13 protein-coding genes are annotated in these 17536 nt (G+C 71.6%); 6 read left to right on the forward strand and 7 right to left on the reverse strand.

Translation table 11 applies throughout. The features are described from left to right. Window positions 1-6 precede the first annotated feature (6 nt). A complete protein-coding gene (locus C4U44_RS37710; RefSeq protein WP_103890637.1) occupies window positions 7-1347 on the reverse strand; it encodes a UDP-glucose dehydrogenase family protein in 1341 nt (446 codons plus the stop codon). A gap of 219 nt (window positions 1348-1566) precedes the next feature. Between C4U44_RS37710 and C4U44_RS37715 the strand changes: the two genes are divergently transcribed. The 4 genes from C4U44_RS37715 (at window position 1567) to C4U44_RS37730 (ending at window position 5640) form a co-directional block, all read left to right on the forward strand. Next, the gene (locus C4U44_RS37715; RefSeq protein WP_235032637.1) at window positions 1567-2856 is read left to right on the forward strand and encodes an LCP family protein; all 1290 of its coding nucleotides are present in this window, start codon (window positions 1567-1569) and stop codon (window positions 2854-2856) included. Between the two features lie 135 nt (window positions 2857-2991). Beyond that, window positions 2992-4155, forward strand: a complete 1164-nt coding sequence (locus tag C4U44_RS37720) for an acyl-CoA dehydrogenase family protein (RefSeq protein ID WP_103890638.1) — start codon at window positions 2992-2994, stop codon at window positions 4153-4155. 241 nt (window positions 4156-4396) lie between these two features. After that, window positions 4397-5071 (forward strand): LAETG motif-containing sortase-dependent surface protein, encoded by a 675-nt coding sequence (locus C4U44_RS37725; RefSeq protein WP_103890639.1) that lies wholly within the window; start codon window positions 4397-4399, stop codon window positions 5069-5071. Window positions 5072-5217: 146 nt separating this feature from the next. Next, window positions 5218-5640 carry a hypothetical protein gene (locus C4U44_RS37730; RefSeq protein WP_146088437.1) on the forward strand — a complete coding sequence of 141 codons (423 nt, stop codon included), beginning with the start codon at window positions 5218-5220 and terminating at the stop codon, window positions 5638-5640. Window positions 5641-5733: 93 nt separating this feature from the next. Here the strand turns inward: C4U44_RS37730 and C4U44_RS37735 are convergent, their stop codons facing one another. Next, a complete protein-coding gene (locus C4U44_RS37735; RefSeq protein ID WP_103890663.1) occupies window positions 5734-6942 on the reverse strand; it encodes an LCP family protein in 1209 nt (402 codons plus the stop codon). Window positions 6943-7194: 252 nt separating this feature from the next. Between C4U44_RS37735 and C4U44_RS37740 the strand changes: the two genes are divergently transcribed. Then, entirely contained in the window at window positions 7195-7662 is a 468-nt protein-coding gene (locus tag C4U44_RS37740; protein WP_103890664.1) for an acyl-CoA thioesterase, read from the forward strand. A 44-nt stretch (window positions 7663-7706) separates the two neighbouring features. Here the strand turns inward: C4U44_RS37740 and C4U44_RS37745 are convergent, their stop codons facing one another. Continuing rightward, window positions 7707-9347: an LCP family protein gene (locus C4U44_RS37745; RefSeq protein WP_200823547.1), complete on the reverse strand. Its 1641-nt coding sequence runs from the start codon at window positions 9345-9347 to the stop codon at window positions 7707-7709. A 151-nt stretch (window positions 9348-9498) separates the two neighbouring features. Between C4U44_RS37745 and C4U44_RS37750 the strand changes: the two genes are divergently transcribed. After that, window positions 9499-10548 (forward strand): glycosyltransferase family 2 protein, encoded by a 1050-nt coding sequence (locus C4U44_RS37750; protein ID WP_103890642.1) that lies wholly within the window; start codon window positions 9499-9501, stop codon window positions 10546-10548. 109 nt (window positions 10549-10657) lie between these two features. Here the strand turns inward: C4U44_RS37750 and C4U44_RS37755 are convergent, their stop codons facing one another. The 4 genes from C4U44_RS37755 to C4U44_RS37770 all read right to left on the reverse strand — a co-directional run bounded on the left by C4U44_RS37755 (window position 10658) and on the right by C4U44_RS37770 (window position 17424). After that, complete coding sequence (locus C4U44_RS37755; protein ID WP_235032639.1) at window positions 10658-12535, reverse strand: LCP family protein; 1878 nt, start codon at window positions 12533-12535, stop codon at window positions 10658-10660. Between the two features lie 499 nt (window positions 12536-13034). Next, entirely contained in the window at window positions 13035-14843 is a 1809-nt protein-coding gene (locus C4U44_RS37760; protein WP_103890643.1) for an LCP family protein, read from the reverse strand. Between the two features lie 48 nt (window positions 14844-14891). Beyond that, window positions 14892-16460 carry an LCP family protein gene (locus tag C4U44_RS37765; protein ID WP_235032640.1) on the reverse strand — a complete coding sequence of 523 codons (1569 nt, stop codon included), beginning with the start codon at window positions 16458-16460 and terminating at the stop codon, window positions 14892-14894. Between the two features lie 196 nt (window positions 16461-16656). After that, window positions 16657-17424 carry a TIGR03089 family protein gene (locus C4U44_RS37770; protein ID WP_103890644.1) on the reverse strand — a complete coding sequence of 256 codons (768 nt, stop codon included), beginning with the start codon at window positions 17422-17424 and terminating at the stop codon, window positions 16657-16659. Window positions 17425-17536 lie beyond the last annotated feature (112 nt).

The raw sequence follows: 17536 nt of genomic DNA on the forward strand, positions 1-17536 counted from the left end.
GTGGGGCTACGCGTTCGGGCGGCCCATCGCGCGGTAGGTCCAACCGGCCTTCCGCCACTGCTCGGCGTCCAGCGCGTTGCGCCCGTCGAGGAGGTGCCGCTGGCCGGCCACCTCGGCCAGTCGCGCGGGGTCCAGCTCGCGGAACTCCCGCCACTCGGTGAGGTGCAGGACGATGTCGGCGCCGCGCACGGCGTCGAGCGCGCTCCGGGCGTAGCCGAGGGTGGGGAAGACCCGGCGGGCGTTGTCCATGCCCTTGGGGTCGTAGACGGTGACCTGGCCGCCCTGGAGGTGGATCTGGCCGGCGACATTGAGCGCGGGGGAGTCGCGCACGTCGTCGGAGTCCGGCTTGAACGTGGCGCCGAGCACCGCGATCCGGCGGCCCAGGAAGCTCCCGCCCAGCGCCTCGCGGGCGAGTTCCACCATGTGCGTGCGGCGCCGCATGTTGACCGAGTCGACCTCGCGCAGGAACGTCAGCGCCTGGTCGGCGCCCAGCTCGCCGGCCCGGGCCATGAACGCCCGGATGTCCTTGGGCAGGCAGCCGCCGCCGAAGCCGATGCCGGCCCGCAGGAACTTGTGGCCGATCCGGTCGTCGTGCCCTATGGCCTGCGCCAGCATCGCGACGTCGCCGCCGGCGGACTCGCACACCTCGGCCATGGCGTTGATGAAGGAGATCTTCGTGGCCAGGAAGGCGTTCGCGGCGGTCTTCACCAGTTCCGAGGTCGGATAGTCCGCGACGAGGAACGGCGTCCCTTCTGCGACGGGTCCTGAGTAAACCTCCCGCAGGAGTGACTCGGCGCGCTCGCTCGCCACGCCCACCACGATCCGGTCCGGGTGCATGGTGTCCTGCACCGCGAAGCCCTCGCGCAGGAACTCCGGGTTCCAGGCGAGCTCCACCTCGTCGCCGGCGGGGGCCAGTTCGCGCAGCTTTCCGGCCAGCCGGGCCGCACTGCCCACCGGCACGGTGGACTTGCCGACCACCAGCGCGGGCCGCCGCAGGTGCGGGGCGAGCAGGGCGAAGGCGCTGTCCACGTGGCTCATGTCGCAGCCGTACTCGCCCTGCTTCTGCGGGGTGTTGACGCACACGAAGTGCACGTCGCCGAACTCGGCCACCTCCTGCCACGAGGTGGTGAAGCGCAACCTGCCGCTGGAGCCCTCCAGTCCCACCACGTGGCGGGCGAGCATGTCGTCGAGACCGGGCTCGTAGATCGGCGTCCGGCCCTGGGAGAGCAGGGCGACCTTGCCCTCGTCGATGTCGAGGCCGAGCACCTCGAATCCCAGCTCGGCCATGGCGGCGGCGTGGGTGGCGCCGAGGTAACCGGTGCCGATGACGGTGAGCTTCAGAGGCATGGGCCGAAGCATAGTCGGCACGGGCTGGGTCAAATCCAGGATGGGGGCGTGGCCAGAGGGCCACAATGCGTGCATAGATCCACAGGTCTACCGGGGTGGGGGTGCGTCATGTCGGAAGAGGGCAGACCGGACGGGACGGGCGAGGGTCCGGACGCTACGGGGGCGGGCGGGAGCGCGAAGGATGCGGACGCGGCGGCCGCCGGGGCCGCCGGGGGAGCGGTGCACGTCACGGCGACCGGGGACGCCACGGCAACCAGGGGTGTCACGGAGGTCACGGACGAAACCGGGGCGGAGCCGCCGGCGCGGCTCGACGACCTGATGTCGGAGCGCGGGGCCGAGGATGCCGCCGAGCCGGGCTCCGAGGGCGCGACCGGGCCCGGCACCGCTGAGCCCGGCACGGCCGATCCGGGCGTCCCCGAGGAGCCCGCCGGCCCTGAGCCCGCCGCTCCCGAGGGCGAGCCCGACCGCCGTGCGCGCCGCCGGCGCCGGACCCGCCGGGTGCTCTACGGGGCCCTGAGCCTGCTGTGCGCCGGTGTGCTGCTGATCGCGGGCACCGGCTACTGGGCGTACCACCACTACACCGGCCGGGTGCAGCGCATCCCGAACGCCTTCCCCACCGACGTGCCCGCCTCGGCGCAGCCGAAGCCGTCGAAGGGCGGCAGCCAGACCTTCCTGCTGGTCGGCCTCGACGCCAGGTCCGACCTGCCCACCACCGGCAAGGGCGCCAAGGCCGCCGAGTGGAAGCCGGGCGCCCAGCGCAGCGACACGATGATGCTGGTGCACATACCCGCGAACCACAAGAACGCCTACGTCGTCTCGCTGCCGCGCGACTCCTGGGTGAACATCCCCGGCCACGGCATGGCCAAGCTGAACGCGGCCTTCTCCTGGGGCGGCCCGCCGCTCCTGATCGACACCGTGCAGCGCCTGACGAAGGTGAAGATCGACCACCTGATGGTGATCGACTGGAGCGGCTTCAAGAAGCTCACCGACGCGGTCGGCGGGGTGGACATCACCGTCGACAAGACCGTCTCGCGGCGCAACGGACCCGGCGGGGTGTGGACCGCCGGCACCCACCACATGAACGGCTCGGAGGCGCTGGACTACGTCCGCGAGCGCTACGGCCTGCCGCGCGGCGACCTCGACCGCACCCACCGCCAGCAGAACTTCCTGCGCGCCGTGCTGGGCAAGATGCTCTCCACCGGCACCTTCACCAACCCGCTCAAGCTCAAGCGCACCCTCGACCAGGTCACCTCGGTGGTCAGCTTCGACGACAAGCTCTCCAACGGCGACCTGCGCGACCTGGTGTGGAACATGCGCGGGGTGCGCTCCAAGGACATGGCGTTCATGAACGCGCCCGTGGCGGGCTTCGACACGATCGACAAGCAGTCGGTCGTGCTGCTGGACGCCAACGCCACCAGCGAGCTGTGGGAGGCGATGCGCAACGACACCATGGCGCACTACATGGCCACCACCGACGGCGTCGACGAGCTCGGTACGCACGTGTCCTGACCGGCGCGGCCGGGGTGTCGCGAACGTCACGCGGGGGGAGACAGCACACGTGCGGGACCCGGTGGCCCCTGCCGTCCTACGATCGTAGGCTTACGGGGTTACCGGACAGTAGCGAGTACTCGGGAGTGGGATTTCATGGCCTCAGCAGCGGACTTCGACCTTTTCCGGACCTCCGAGGAGCACGAGATGCTCCGCGATGCCGTCCGGTCGCTCGCCGAGGCCAAGATCGCCCCCTTCGCCGCCGAGGTCGACGAGCAGGCCCGCTTCCCCCAGGAGGCGCGCGACGCCCTGGAGACCAACGACCTGCACGCCATCCACGTACCGGAGGCGTACGACGGCTCGGGCGCCGACGCGCTGTCCACGGTGATCGTGATCGAGGAGGTCGCCCGGGTCTGCGCGTCCTCCTCGCTCATCCCGGCGGTCAACAAGCTCGGCTCGATGCCGGTGCAGCTGTCCGGCTCGGAGGAGCTGAAGGCCAAGTATCTGGGCGCGCTGGCCCGCAAGGAGGGCATGTTCTCCTACGCGCTGTCGGAGCCCGAGGCCGGTTCCGACGCGGCGGGCATGAAGACGCGCGCGGTGCGCGACGGCGACTTCTACGTCCTCAACGGCGTCAAGCGCTGGATCACCAACGCGGGCGTCTCGGAGTTCTACACGGTGATGGCCGTGACCGACCCCGAGAAGCGGTCCAAGGGCATCTCCGCGTTCGTGGTCGAGAAGGGCGACGAGGGCGTCTCCTTCGGCGCCCCCGAGAAGAAGCTCGGCATCAAGGGCTCCCCGACCCGCGAGGTCTACTTCGACAACGTCCGCATCCCCGCGGACCGGATGATCGGCGCGGAGGGCACCGGCTTCGCCACCGCGATGAAGACCCTGGACCACACCCGCGTCACCATCGCCGCGCAGGCGCTGGGCATCGCCCAGGGCGCCCTGGACTACGCCAAGGGGTACGTCCAGGAGCGCAAGCAGTTCGGCAAGGCGATCGCCGAGTTCCAGGGCATCCAGTTCATGCTCGCGGACATGGCGATGAAGCTGGAGGCCGCCCGGCAGATCACGTACGCGGCCGCCGCCAGGTCGGAGCGCTCCGACCCCGACCTGACCTTCTTCGGCGCCGCCGCCAAGTGCTACGCCTCCGACGCCGCGATGGAGATCACCACGGACGCGGTGCAGCTCCTGGGCGGCTACGGCTATACCCGCGACTACCCGCTGGAGCGCATGATGCGCGACGCGAAGATCACCCAGATCTACGAGGGCACGAACCAGGTGCAGCGGATCGTGATGGCCCGTCAGCTCCTCAAGGGCTGAGTCCCCGCTGCCCGTTCCGGTCGCCCCGGGTACGTCTCAACTCTGTAATAAAGGCACGCCGGGGCGTGACCGCTTGGGCGAACTTTGGGTGGTTGGAAAGGTTTAGTGGGCGATTTGCGATCAATTGACAAGCGGTCGCCCACACTTGTAGAGCTGTGTGGGCCAACAGTGGAGACGGGGGGCGTTCGTCACCCACTGGGTGGCCATCCGCGCTTCTGCTCCGAATCTGTGAAGGGCAAACGTGTCCATATCCCGCCGCACCTCTCTTACGGTGCGTACCGTAGGCGTTGCCTCCGCCGCAGCCGCTCTCGCGCTGGGCGTCGCAGGCACCGCGTCAGCTTGCAACATCAATGACTTCTCGTTCACCGGGTCCGCCACTTGTGACCAGGCCAGCGGCAACGGAGTCATCACGGTGCACGACACCGACGGCACCCGTCCGGTGACGATCACCGTCAAGGACGACAGCGGCAAGCAGGTCGCCACCCAGCAGTTCACCGACCGCAGCGGCGACTTCAGCATCTCGGTGCCGTGGGCCGCCGGCACGCACTACCAGGTGCTCGCCTCGGTCGCGAACTACTTCCAGGACAAGCCGGTGGACAACGGCGTCACGCTGCCGAGCACCGACTGCGGCACCAAGACCCCGCCGACCAGTCCGCCGGCCTCGACGTCGCCTTCCGCGTCGCCGTCCACCTCCCCCTCGACCGCGCCGTCGGCCAGCCCGTCCGCCGTGGCGAGCACTTCGGCCGCCGCCGTGGCCGACACCAGCTCCCCCTCCCCCTCGGCGAGCGGCAGCCTCGCCGAGACCGGTGGCGGCAGCAACACCGGGATGATCGCGGGTATCGCGGGCGCCCTGGTGGTCGTCGGCGGTGGCGCGGTGTTCGGTCTGCGCCGCCGGAACGCCACCGCGCGCCACTGACCCCTCGGGTTCGTCACGGGTGCGTCTCGACGACGCGCTCCGCATGTCCCCGACACGTTTGAGGGCGGTACGCTGCGACGCCGCCGCCGGTTCGCCGGCGGCGGCGTCGTCGTCTCGTCAGCACGTCGAAAAATGGGGGCACTTCCATGGCCATTCGCAAATCCACCATGCAGGAGCAGGTGGCACAGGCCATCGCACAGATCAACCCGGGGGACCGGCCGATCGCCACGATCCACGTCCAGACCGGCCCGAGCCCGTGGGCGATCGCCGCGATCGGGGCGCTGGGCCAGGCGTTCGTGAAGTACTACTTCGTCACCGTCACCGAGCAGGCCGTGGTCTTCCACAAGGCCGGCCGGATGAGCGCGCGCCCCAAGGAACTGGTGGCCGCGATACCCCGGCAGGAGGCCGCCGGCCTGGTCAGCCAGGTCCAGCGCAACGCGGTGTGGAGCTCGATGCGGTTCCAGCTGCCCAACCAGCCGAAGCCGACCCGGCTGAACATCGGCCGCTACTGGCGTGCCGAGCTGGACCAGTGGGTGCCGGCCGTGACCGGGATGCCGGTCGCCCAGTAGCCGTGTCCGACCCGTCGTGACGGCAGCGGCCCCGGCACCCTTCCCGGGTGCCGGGGCCGCTGTATGCCGGTGCGCGGGGCGACCGGCCGGTGCTCAGCTCGCGTCGACCTTCTGGTCCTGCTGAAGTTCGGTGAAGAGCTGGTCCGCCTTCGTCTTGTCCCACAGCACGGCGTCGCCGTCCGAGGTCTCGTAGTTGGCGTTGGCTATCGGCACCGTCAGCTGGTGGCCGCTGCCGCCGCTGACGCTCTTCATCGCGAAGAACATGTGCGTCAGGTCGAGCAGGCTCATGCCCTTGTCCACCACCAGGGTGTCCAGGCCGGAGCCGATCACCGGATAGAGCTTGAACGGGTTGAGGATGGTCGACGGCGACGCCGCCTGGTGCGCCAGCGTGGCCAGGAACTGCTGCTGGTGCTTCATCCGGCCCAGGTCCTGGTCCGCCTCCTGGTGCCGCTCGCGGACGTAGGCGAGGGACTCCTTGCCGTTGACCTTCTGGCAGCCCTTCTGGAGGTCCGCGCCGGACGCCTCGTCCTTCAGCGGTGCGTCCAGGCAGAGCTTCACTCCGCCGAGCGCGTCGACCAGGTTCACGAAGCCGGAGAAGCCGATCTCCGCGTAGTGGTCGATGTGGATGCCCGTGTCGTGCTCGACGGTACGGGTCAGCAGCTCGGGGCCGCCGTCCGCGTACGCCTTGTTGAGCTTGTGGGTGGAGGCCGCGTACTCCTTCTTGGTCTCCTTGCCGTAGAACGACGGGATGTTCACGTAGGAGTCGCGGGGCAGGCTCAGCATCGTGCTGCCGTTGCTGCCGGTGTGCAGGATCATCATCGAGTCGGTGCGCTGGCCGGAGTCGGAACCGGTGTGCAGGGCCTTCTCCTGGGCCTTGGTCAGGCCCTCGCGGCTGTCGGAGCCCACGATGAGGTAGTTGGTGCCCTTGCCCTTGGCGGGGGCGCCCTGCTCCTTGTTGATGGCGCTCAGGTCCACCTCGCGGCGCACCTTGGAGTCGGCCCAGAAGTACGTGGAGACCGACACCACGAGCAGCACCACGACCAGACCCAGCGCGGTGTAGCCGATCTTCTTGCGGGTGCTCCAGCGCGGTCCGCGCGGTCCCCGGCCACCCGGCCCGCCGGTGCTCGGCGGCCCGTAGCCGTCACCCGATCCGCTGCCCGGCAGCACACCCGGCTGCGGCCGCCGCGCCTGCTGCGGCGGGACCCCGCCGTGGGCAGCTGCGGCACGGCGCGGCGACAGTTCTGGGGGCAGCGGAGGCTCGACAAGCCTGCGCCGCTCGGTGTCATCGCTCCAACCGTTCATGCCCGCCAGTGTGCCCGCGCCCGCCGCCGGACCCGCAATCACCGGCGGTTCTGTAGCAGATCCGATGCATTCGGCCACCGATCGCAGCCGGTCCGCGACAGACACATACCGGACCGCGACAGTCTTCACCGGCGACTTACAGTTGATGGCGTGATCGACTCATCCGCCGCACGGGAGCCACTGCCCACCCCGCAGGTCCCCGCTCTCCCGGGCAAGCCCACCTCCGCTTCCCGCATCACGCTCTCGCACATCATGAGCGCCCATGACACGAACCTGCTGGGCACCGTGCACGGCGGCGTGGTGATGAAGCTGGTCGACGACGCCGCGGGCGCGGTCGCCGGCCGCCACTCCGAGGGCCCCGCGGTCACCGGGGCCATGGACGAGATGGCCTTCCTCGAACCGGTCAGGGTCGGCGACCTGCTCCAGGTCAAGGCCCAGGTGAACTGGACGGGCAAGACCTCCATGGAGGTCGGGGTCCGGGTGGTCGCCGAGCGCTGGAACCAGGCGGGCCCGGGCGAGCAGGTCGCCAGCGCCTACCTGGTCTTCGTGGCCGTCGACGCCGAGGGCAAGCCGCGCCGGGTGCCGCAGGTGATCCCCGAGACCGACCGGGACCGGCGCCGCTGGCAGGAGGCGCAGATCCGCCGCACCCACCGGCTGGCCCGCCGCCGCGCGATCCTGGAGCTGCGGCGCGAGCGTGCCGCCGAGGGCCTGGACGGCTAGGTACTGTCGTGTGGATCTCCGCGGCGTCGCGGTGGAGCGCAGGGTCAGCAGCCTGCCTGCTCGCCGGTCTGCGCCGTGGCGGCCGGCTTCGGCGCCTGCGCGGTCACCGGCTGCACCCTGTGCCCCTTGAAGTCCGCGCCGAGCGTGACCTGCATCACCGGTCCCTGCCCCTTCGCCTTGACCAGCTGGGCGCCGGGCAGCGCGCCTGCCAGTGACTTCGCCGAGCGGTCCCACCGGGGGTCGTAGCGGATGGTGGTGCGCGCGACGTGCCGCTCCGCGGTGGTGGGCAGTCCCGGGGTGGCGAACCCGGTCGCGTGCAGGGCCCGCTGCGCCGTCCCGGCCAGCCCGTTGATACCGGTGCCGTTGGCCACCCGGACGCTGATGCCGCTGGGGGCGACGGCGACCTTGACCGCCTTGGAGGCGGGGGACTGCGCCGAGGGGGACGCATCCGGCGAGGTGGACGTCGCAGGGTGCGCGGTCAGCGGGCGGTCGGCGCGGATGGCCGCCCACAGCCGGCCGGCCTTGTTCGTGTCCCACTTCACGGTGGAGCCGACCCCGGGCACGTAGAAGCCCAGGTTGCTCAGCGGCACCGAAGCGAACTCCGAGGAGTCGGCGGAGAAGCCCTTCAGGCTGCTCGCCAGGGAGATCAGGTCGGCCGGCCGCAGCCCCTCGTCCGCGCGGACCGAGTCCAGTACGGTGCCCGCCACCTTCTCCAGCCTCAGCGGGTTCGTCAGGGTGCCGCTGTCGGTGACCTTGTGGATCACCTGGGCGACGAAGTGCTGCTGGCGCTGCATCCGCCCGAGGTCGGAGTCGGCGTCGATGTGCCGGGAGCGCACGTACTGCAGTGCCTCGCCGCCGTCGAGGGTCGTGGTGCCCACCGGCAGGTTCAGCCCGGTGTAGGAGTCCTTGAGCGGGCGCTTGGTGCAGACCGGGACGCCGCCGAGCACGTCCACGGTCTTCATGAAGCTGACGAAGTCGACCTCCAGGTAGTGGTCGATGTGCACGCCGGTCAGCCGTTCCACGGTGCTGACGGTGAGTTTGGGGCCGCCGTCGGCGTACGCCTCGTTGATCTTCGCCGGGTGGGTGGGGGGCAGCGGGTGCCCGCCGGCCGAGGTGGCGGTCGCCTTGGCCGAGACATGCGCGGCCGGCTTCGCGGTGACGGCACCGTGCGGCCCGGTGCCCTTGGCACCCGCCGTCCCCTTCCGCCGCGCCAGCGCGGCCGCCGGGCCGACGTCCGGCAGCTGCACGTAGGTGTCGCGGGGGATGCTCACCACGCTCGCGCGCCGGCGGTCCTGGGAGAGGTGCACCAGCATGATCGTGTCCGTGCAGTGGCAGGGCGCGCCGCCGAGGTGGTACTGCTTCTTCTCCGCCGGGTCCAGCCCGTCGCGGCCGTCGGTGCCGACCAGCAGGAAGTTGGTGCCCTTGCTGTCTCCCGGGCGGTTCTGCATGCCGCCGAACGCGTCCACCCGGTTGATCGCGCCGTTCAGCCCGGTCACCACCGCGTGACCCACACCACTCGCGGTGATCACCAGCAGTGCCACCCCGCCCGCGATCCGGGTGCTGAGCCGGACCGGCGGTCGCGGGCGCGGCCGCCGTCCGGCCGCCGTGCGGACCGAGGCCGGCGCGCGTACCGGTGCCGGAGGGCGTACGACGGCCGGCGGCGGACGGCGTCGGGTGGGCGGCACGGGCGACCTCCGAACTGAGCGGCGCAGCGGTCACCGCGAGGACACGGCGGCTCGGCGGCTGCGTACTGACCCGTTCAGGCTAGGGACAAATAGGACTGTCAGCTCTCACCCCACGCGCTGGTGTCCCCCGTTAGCGGTAACGTTTGCCGGGATGAACGCCGCCACCCCCACCGCGCTCCCGGCCGTCTCCGTGATCATGCCGGTGCTCAACGAAGAGCGCCATCTGCGCAATTCCGTCCGGCACATCCTGGAACAGGACTACCCGGGCGCGCTCGAAGTCGTCATCGCGCTCGGCCCGTCCGTGGACCGTACCGACGCGATCGCGGCCGAGCTGGTCGCCGAGGACTCCCGGGTCCACACGGTGCCCAACCCCACCGGCCGCACCCCCGCCGCGCTGAATGCGGCGATCAAGGCGTCCCGGCACCCGGTCGTGGTCCGCGTCGACGGGCACGGCATGCTCTCGCCGAACTACATCGCCACCGCCGTCCGGCTGCTGGACGAGACGGGTGCGGCCAACGTCGGCGGCATCATGCACGCCGAGGGTGAGAACGACTGGGAGCGCGCGGTGGCCGCCGCCATGACCTCGAAGATCGGCGTCGGCAACGCGGCCTTCCACACCGGGGGTTCCGCCGCCCCCGCCGACACCGTGTACCTCGGCGTCTTCCGCCGCGAGGTGCTGGAGCGGCAGGGCGGCTACAACGTGGAGTTCATCCGCGCGCAGGACTGGGAGCTGAACTACCGGATCCGCGAGGCCGGGCACCTCATCTGGTTCTCGCCGGAACTGCGGGTGTCCTACCGGCCCCGGCCCAGCGTGCGCACCCTCGCCAAGCAGTACAAGGACTACGGCCGCTGGCGCCGCGTGGTGACCCGCTACCACCGCGGCTCGGTGAACCTGCGCTACCTCGCCGCCCCGGCCGCCCTGCTGGCCAATGCGGTCGGCATCGTGGTCGGCGCCGCGCTCACCCCCTGGGCGCTGCTCGTCCCGGCCGCGTACGCCGTCGGCATCACGGTCGGCTCGCTGCCGGCCGGCCGCGGCCTGCCCGCCGGCGCCCGGCTGCGCGTCCCGCTCGCGCTGGCCACCATGCACATGTGCTGGGGCTACGGCTTCCTCACCAGCCCCCGCTCGCTGGCCCGGCGGGTCATCGCCAGCCGCCGCCCCGCGGTGACCGGCGCCGAGCACCCCCAGCCGGCGGACGTGTAACCCCGCCCGCGCGCGGCGCGCCGTACGGACGACGGACGAGGGGCCCACCGGAACTTCCGGTGGGCCCCTCGTCCGTGCCGCGCGGCGGTGTGCGCCGTCCTCAGAACGCTCAGAACTGGTAGGTCGGCAGGATGTCCATGCAGCCCTTGGTGTCCGCGCCGTTGATCACATCGGCGTCGGAGGGCACGGAACCCGCCTTCGGCAGCGTCTTCGCGTAGTCGGTGCCGGTCTTCCAGTCCGAGCCGATCGTGAGGGTGATCGTCTGCACGTCGGTGGACGCCTTGACGTTGCTCGCCGGGATCTTCAGCGCCTTGGCCACCGACAGCGCGTCCGACTTGCTCTGCGCGCCGCCGCTGGACGGGTAGTTCAGCACCGTGCCCTGGCGGGGTGCCTGGGTCTGGCTCGCGGTGGTCCGGGTGAACCCGGCGGTCTTGAGGGTGCCGGCGATCGAACCGGCGCGACCGGGGGTCGCCTCGCCGTCCGCGCTGCCCGCGGTGCCGTTGACCACGGTGACCGGGATGCTCGACGCCGCCTGCGCGGCCGGACCCGAGGGCGCCGACGTGGTCGGCTTGGCCGACGAGGTGCTGGTCTTCGCCTTGCCGTTGGCGTCCATCGCCACGTCGTTGCGCATCAGCGACCAGACCGTCGAGGCGTCCGGGGCCGGCAGGTAGTGCGCGTTGGGGTCCTGCGGGTCGGCGATCCGCGGCATGGTCAGCAGCGTGATCCGGTTCGGCGGGATCGTCTTGAGCTGCATGCCGAGGTCGTAGAGCTTCTTCGGGGTGCCGATCTCGGAGGAGACCTCGAACGCGGACATCGCCGTGGTGGCGATCTTGTTGAGCTTCGCCGGGTTGGTGAAGAGGTTCTGGCTGCGCAGCTTGCGGATCAGCGAGCTCATGTACATGTGCTGCGCCTTCGAGCGGCCCGCGTCACTGCCGAAGGCGTGCCGGGTGCGCAGCCACTGGAGCGCCTGGTTGCCCTTGACGGTGTGGGTGCCCGCGGTCAGGTGCAGGTGCGAGCCGCCGGGCTGGGCCGCGGTCGCGTGGTCGTCGACGTTCTCCTTCACGCAGACGTCGACACCGCCGACCACGTCGGCCATCTTCACCACGCCGGCGAAGTCGATGGTCAGCCAGTGGTCGATGTACAGACCGGTGAGGTTCTGCACGGCGGCCAGGGTGCAGCCCGCGCCGCCCCGGCTGAGCGAGGCGTTGATGATGTCGTTGGTCTTCGGGTAGACCTTGTGCGACTTGGGGTCGGTGCACTCGGGGATGTCCACCCGGGTGTCGCGGGGGATGCTGACCACCGACATGTTGCTGCGGTCGGCCGACAGGTGCGCGATCATGATCACGTCGGCGCGTGCGCCGGTGGCGTCGGCCGCGCCGCCGAGCTTGGCGTCCTCGGGGTCGGCGCGGGTGTCGGAGCCGAGGATCATGATGTTCATCGGCGTCTGGCCCGACGAGTTCGCCTTGGGCTTGGCGACGTTGGTCTTGCCGCTGCTGCGCTCGCCCTTGCGGATCTTGCTGGACAGGTACTCGTAGTAGCCGTAGGCCGCGCCCGCGGAGCCGAGGACGGCCACCGCGGCCACGATCGCCACCCAGCGGAGCACCTTGCGCTTGCGGCTCTTGGGCTTGCGCCGCCCGCCGCGCCGGTGGCCGCCGCCCTGACCCGCGGGGTCGAGGCCGTCGCCGGATCCGCCGGGCCCCCCGGGGCCGCCCGGGCCCTCCGGCCCGCCTGGGCCGTGGCCGCCGTCGTCGCCGCGCCCGGTCCGGTGTTCGGCCGAGCGCGGCCCGGGTATCGCGCCGTCGTGCTCCGGCGACGCCCCGAAGTCGTCCTGGTAGGCCGGGTACGACGGGCCGCCCGGGTGCCCGCCCTGGCGGAGGTCCTGCTGGTAGCCGTCGTGGTAGGAGCCCTGGGAGCTCTGGTCCCAGTCCGGGCCGCCGGGGTTGGAAGCAGCCCCGTAGCCGGGCCCTCCCATCCTGCCGTCGCGCATGCGGACTCCTCCATCGTCACTGGTCCGGCTGTGCCAGCCGTCGTCCTGTCTTCGCTGTCTTCAGTGCTGTGTGCTGTGTTCTGTGCTGTGTTCTGTCCGGACGGTCTTCAGTTCGGTCCGTCCAGATATCAGACGGTCGGGCGCCGCCTGTAGTTGCATCCCGCACCTGTGACTTGCTGTGACTTGCCACGGGGTGCCGTGTGCCGCCCGGTCCCCCCGGACGCAGGTGTCAGGCGTACCGCCCGCGCCCACCTCGCCTGCCGGTGGGCACGTCGCGTGTCACGGGCACCGTCCGCCCCCCACCACCGGCCGGTCCGCGTCCTTGCGGCCGGCACCGACGGTCAGCGTAACCATGCCGATGTCCGGTGATGCTTTCACACCGGTGTCCCGAAACTCACGCCCCTACCGCACCCGGACCGTCCGCCGCGCCCACCTGCCGCCATCAACAGGGCGCGGTGGCGGGACACATGGGTGATCACCGGACATTCCGGAGTGTGAGCTATCCCACGCAGGTGGTGCTGTCCGCCGTGATCGACCGCAGTCCCGCGGGCGGGGTGGTGGGCGGCGCGATCGGCGTGCCCGGCTGGGTGTAGTCCGCGCCCAGAGTGAGCGACATGTACGTCAGCCGCGGGACGTCCTTCGTCCCCTCGACCAGCGCCGAAGCGGGCAGGCCCATCAGCGCGGCCAGCTCGCGGGCCTGGTCGGCCTGGTTGGGGGCGTAGTCGAGGATCGTCTTCGGGTAACGCTTCGCGGCGTCGCCGCCGTTGGCCGAGCGGTTGACGCCCTCGTTGACCTGGAGCCACTGGAGGACGTCCTGCGAGGCGCCGAAGGTCCCGGTGCCGTTGTGCACGGTCACCCGGGTGTTGTGCGGGGTGGTCCTCGATCCGACCAGCTTGGGGTCCGGCGCGACCGGCCCGCGCGAGAGCGAGATGTCCTGCTTGACCAGCCCGAACAGCTGGGTCGACTTCGCCTGGTCCAGGACGACCGTGTGGTGCGTGCTGTCGGCGGGGTTGTCCTTCACTGGCAGCTCGGCGAACGTGAAGTGCTTCTGGTCGACCTTGCCGAGCTCCCGGGCCAGGTCGTCGAGCGTGCCGACGCTGCCGATCGGGGTGTCCACGGTCAGCACGCTCGCGGCCGTGGTGGCCAGCGCGGTCAGCTTCTTGGGATCGGTCAGGGTCGCGCCGGATGCCGCGGTACGGAACAGCCCGGCCAGGAACTGCTCCTGGACCTCCACCCGGGCCAGGTCGCTGCCGGCCGGGACACCGGACGTACCGGGCAGCGCCTGCTTGGCGCGCACCAGGGCCAGCGCCTGCTCACCCTCGATCCTCTGCCGGCCCGCGTCCAGTGACAGTCCGGCCGCCTTGTCGTGCAGCGGCTCCTTGAGGCACATCTCCACCCCGCCGAGCGCCGTGCTCAGTTTCTGCACCGCCGCGAAGTCCACCATCAGGAAGTGGTCCACCCGCACCCCGGTGATCTGCGTGACCAGCCGCATCGCGCACCCCGGGTCGCGCCCGGCGAGCACCGTCGAGAACTGCTGCCCGGTCGCGCCCTTCACGACCTGGTTGCCCACCGGGCACTCGGGGATGTCGGTGATCAGGTCGGGCGGGATGCTGACCGCGGTGGCGTTGCTGCGGTCGGCCGAGAGGTGCAGCAGCACCGCGGTGTCGGCCTGCCCGGTCGCGGACGCGTCGCCGGCCTCGTGGCCGAGGCCGGCGCGGCTGTCCGTGCCCAATACCAGCAGGTTCATCGCGCCGGTCGAGGAGAAGGCCGCGCTGCCCGCGTTGCCGACGTCCACGGCGTGGATGACGGTGCCGGTGCGGTGGAAGGCGAGGTAGCCGCCCAGGCCGCCGGCGACGACCGCGAGGCCGATGGTGCCGGCCGTCCACAACAGCGCCTTGGACTTGCGCTCCTTGGGCTTGCGGCGGCTCGGGGGCCCGCTGCTTCCGGTGCCGCCGCCGTGGCCGCCGTTCCCGTGCCCGACGCCCGCGGCGCGGCGGGCGGCGCGGCCGGAGGGGGCGCGGCGGCTGCCGGGAGGCCGGGGCACGGAGGGCGCGGGGACGGAGGAGGAGGCGGAGACAGGGGCCGGGTCGGGACGGGTGCCGGCGCGCGTGCCTGATTCCGGGGCGGGGCCGGGCTGCGGGGCAGGTGCTCCGGCCGGGCCCGGCGGTACGGGGCCCGGCGGTACGGGGCCCGGTGCGGACGGGTCCGGTGACTCGGCCGGTTCCAGCCGCAGTTGGTAGGTGCCCGTGACGGGGTCGAGCACCCACTGGTCCGCCGGGTCGACGTACCCGGAGCCTTGCGTGTCCACGGTCGCTCGGGACCTCCATCCGCAGTGGCCGGAGCGGCCAACCTTAGTTCATCCGTCCGTGCCGCAGATGGCTCGGTCGGCTGTCGTTCCCTGGAACGTGGGTGTGTTCGAAGGGGTTCCGGACGGGGTTCCGGAAGCGGTGCCGGACGGGGTGTGGGTGGCCGTGTCCGACGGGGTGCCGGACGGGTCCGGCGAGGCCGAGCCGCCGGTGCCGGCGTCGGACGAACCCTTCGCATCGCCGCTCGTGCCGCCGCTCTTGCCGTCGTCGCTGACCTGCACCGGCTGGTCGGCGCGCACCGCGGCGAAGAGGCTGTCGGCGTCGGGCTGCACGAGCTGGTCGCGGTTGTGGTCCTCGACATAGGGCTCGACGGGCGCCGTCACGAAGTGGATCGCGCCGGTGGGTATCTTCTGGAGCCGTTGCGCCAGGGAGTACAGCTCGCTGAGGGAGTTCAGACCGGAGTCGGCGGTCAGCGACTTGGTGGCCGCGTTCAGCAACGGGTACACCTTGCCCGGGTTGAGCAGCACCCCGTTGCTCTGCACCTTCTTGATCAGCGACGCGAGGAAGTCCTGCTGGCGGCCTATTCGCTCGGTGTCGCTGCCGTCGCCGATGCCGTGCCGGACCCGTACGTAGCCCAGCGCCTGCTCGCCGCTCAGCTTGTGCCGGCCGGCGGACAGGTCCAGGTGCGCGTCCTTGTCGTGGATCGCCTCCGGCACGCACACGTCGACGCCGCCGACCGCGTTCACCATGCTCTTGAAGCCGTTGAAGTCCACGATCAGGTGGTGGTCGATCCGCACGCCGGTCAGCTCCTCGACCGCGCGGATCGTGCAGGCCGCGCCGCCGAACTCGAACGCCCAGTTGAACTGCTCGAACTTGGGGCTGACGGTGCTGCCGTCCGCCTTGGTGCACTCCGGCACGTGCACCATCAGGTCACGCGGGATGCTGACCGCGGTGGCGTTGCTGCGGTCGGCCGAGAGGTGCAGCAGGATCGTGGTGTCCGAGCGCTGCGTTCCGGTGTCCTCGCCGTACTTCTCGTTGCCCCCGCCGCGGTTGTCCGAGCCGATCAGCAGGATGTTCTCGGTCGAGGCCGGGCCCTCGGGCGGGCGCTGCGACGCCTGCGCCTTGAGCTCGGTGTCGGTCACGGTGTCGGTGGTGATGTTGCCGTTGAGCTGCTGGTAGAGGTACCAGGCGCCTCCGGCGCCGGCCAGGACGAGCACGGTGGTGCTGATCGCGACCACCTTCAGCCAGCCGAAGCGGCGCCGGCGCGCGGGGGGTTCGGGCGGGACCGAGGAGTCGGCCGCGGCGGTGGCTGCGGCTGTCGCGGCAGCCGCGACCTCGGGCCGGTCCGGCGCCGAGGCGTCGGGGGCGTCGGGCGCCGTCCCGCCGCCGTGGGGCTTCTTGACCAGGTCGGGCTGCCCGTCCGGGCCGGGCTTCGCGTCCGGGTCGGGGGTCGTGTCCGCACCGGAACCCTCGGGACTCCCGGAACCCCCGGAACCCCCGGGATCCTGGGGGCCCTCGGCGGCCGGGTCGGCGTCGGAGCCGTCCACCGCGTCCGTGTCCGAGTCCTCCACCGTCTCCGCGGCGGAGTCGTCCTGCGGGGGCTCTGCTGGCGTGGTCACGTCGTGTCCGTCCCTCGGTCAATGGCCCGGCAGCGTACCCGGGCACGGCTTCACGCCGGGGGGATCGGACCCGAGTACCCGCACGGCACTCGTTCAGACAGTCGAAACACCGCAAGGGTTGCCTAGTGCACCCAACCTGTGCGGGAGTTGAGGAAATGTTCACGCGCGGATAACTCCCGCGTGCGGCCGGAACCGCTCAGGCGCCGCCCGGCACTGCCAGGTGCGTGACCCGTTCCTCGTCCTTGCGGCGGGCCAGCCCCTCGGGCGCGAGCTGGTCGAGGTGGCGGCACAGCACCACCGAGGACTCCGCGGCGAGTGGCGCCAACAGGCCGGTGGCCAGGCCGTTCCAGTCGCCGTACGGCAGGCCGGACAGCAGTCGCGATCCCGGCGTCAGTTCCAGGACGTCCGCCTCGGAGCGTGCCCTCGTCACCACCTCGCCCGCCGTCAGCACCTCGCCGCCGGGCAGTTCGAGGGCGGGGTCGTCCGGGCCGACGGGCACGTAGGGCGCGAACCGGTCGCCCTGGCCCGGCACCTCGACCGCGTAGTCCGCGAACCCCCGCGGCGGCTGCGGGAACCGGCCGCCGAGCGGCCGCAGCGCCAGTGCCATCCGCTCGCCGTCGCAGCGCTCGGCCTCCGCCAGCGTGTCCGGGCCGCTCACCACCAGGTCCGCGCCGGCCGGGTCGCCGCCGGGCACCGCGACCACCCCGGTGGAGAACGCCGCGAGCAGCCACACCGCGGTCTGCCAGTGCGCGGGCAGCAGCAGGGCGAGCCGGTCGCCGGGCTGCGCGCCGAGGCCGTCCTGCAGCAGGTTCGCGGTCTTGGCCACCCAGTTGCCGAACGTCGCCACGGAGAGCTCGACCCGCTCGCCGGTCGCGTCGTCGTAGAAAGTGATCAACGGGCGGCCCGGGTCGGCACGGAGTGCGTCGGCGAGCAGTCCGGCCGGGGTCAGTGCGCTGGAGGTCACACCGGCCAGGCTACCTGCGTGATCAGGCCGGCCGGGGACGGAGGGGCGGTGCCGGTCCGGGGCGGGGAGGCGCTGGCGGTCGCGGATGAACAGGGGGCGACCGGCGGCTGAA

The sequence above is a fragment of the Actinacidiphila yanglinensis genome, assembly GCF_900107965.1.
In the GTDB taxonomy this organism is placed as follows: domain Bacteria; phylum Actinomycetota; class Actinomycetes; order Streptomycetales; family Streptomycetaceae; genus Actinacidiphila; species Actinacidiphila yanglinensis.

Excerpts from the sequence above, each read along its gene's own strand:
- C4U44_RS37755 (WP_235032639.1), bottom strand. The coding sequence starts at position 12,535 with ATGCGCGACGGCAGGATGGGAGGGCCCGGCTACGGGGCTGCTTCCAAC.
- C4U44_RS37730 (WP_146088437.1), top strand. The coding sequence starts at position 5,218 with ATGGCCATTCGCAAATCCACCATGCAGGAGCAGGTGGCACAGGCCATC.
- C4U44_RS37720 (WP_103890638.1), top strand. The coding sequence starts at position 2,992 with ATGGCCTCAGCAGCGGACTTCGACCTTTTCCGGACCTCCGAGGAGCAC.
- C4U44_RS37710 (WP_103890637.1), bottom strand. The coding sequence starts at position 1,347 with ATGCCTCTGAAGCTCACCGTCATCGGCACCGGTTACCTCGGCGCCACC.
- C4U44_RS37740 (WP_103890664.1), top strand. The coding sequence starts at position 7,195 with ATGAGCGCCCATGACACGAACCTGCTGGGCACCGTGCACGGCGGCGTG.
- C4U44_RS37750 (WP_103890642.1), top strand. The coding sequence starts at position 9,499 with ATGAACGCCGCCACCCCCACCGCGCTCCCGGCCGTCTCCGTGATCATG.
- C4U44_RS37735 (WP_103890663.1), bottom strand. The coding sequence starts at position 6,942 with ATGAACGGTTGGAGCGATGACACCGAGCGGCGCAGGCTTGTCGAGCCT.